This window comes from Pseudoalteromonas sp. SG44-1 (assembly GCF_014164315.1).
In the GTDB taxonomy this organism is placed as follows: Bacteria; Pseudomonadota; Gammaproteobacteria; order Enterobacterales; family Alteromonadaceae; genus Pseudoalteromonas; species Pseudoalteromonas rhizosphaerae.
The window spans coordinates 1-315 of the sequence record NZ_JACJEW010000277.1; the positions used below are offsets into that span (position 1 = coordinate 1).

A 315-nucleotide genomic window follows, 5' to 3' on the forward strand; every position below is an offset into this window, starting at 1 on the left:
TATGCTCTTTAAAAATTTGGAAAAGCTGATAATAAAATTCGTATAAATACAGTGTATTTGTACAGAGTTTTCAAAAGTAAAAAAGAATGATAGCAGTATCATTCAGTGCCATTTAATGAACGTTTTGTTTGTTGATTGGTATCTACTTTAGTATTCAATATTAACTTCTGGCGAAGTTAAACTGTCACACAACAAAGACCCGTTTGGGTTGTATGGTTAAGTGACTAAGCGTACACGGTGGATGCCTTGGCAGTTGGAGGCGATGAAGGACGTATTAACTTGCGATAAGCCTAGTCAAGCTAGTAAAAAGCACTT

Annotated in this window: 1 rRNA gene; it reads left to right on the forward strand. The window is 35.2% G+C overall.

Annotated features, from left to right (window positions below):
* Window positions 1–214: 214 nt before the first annotated feature.
* A 23S ribosomal RNA gene (locus H5187_RS24155) occupies window positions 215–315 on the forward strand; the annotation flags it as partial.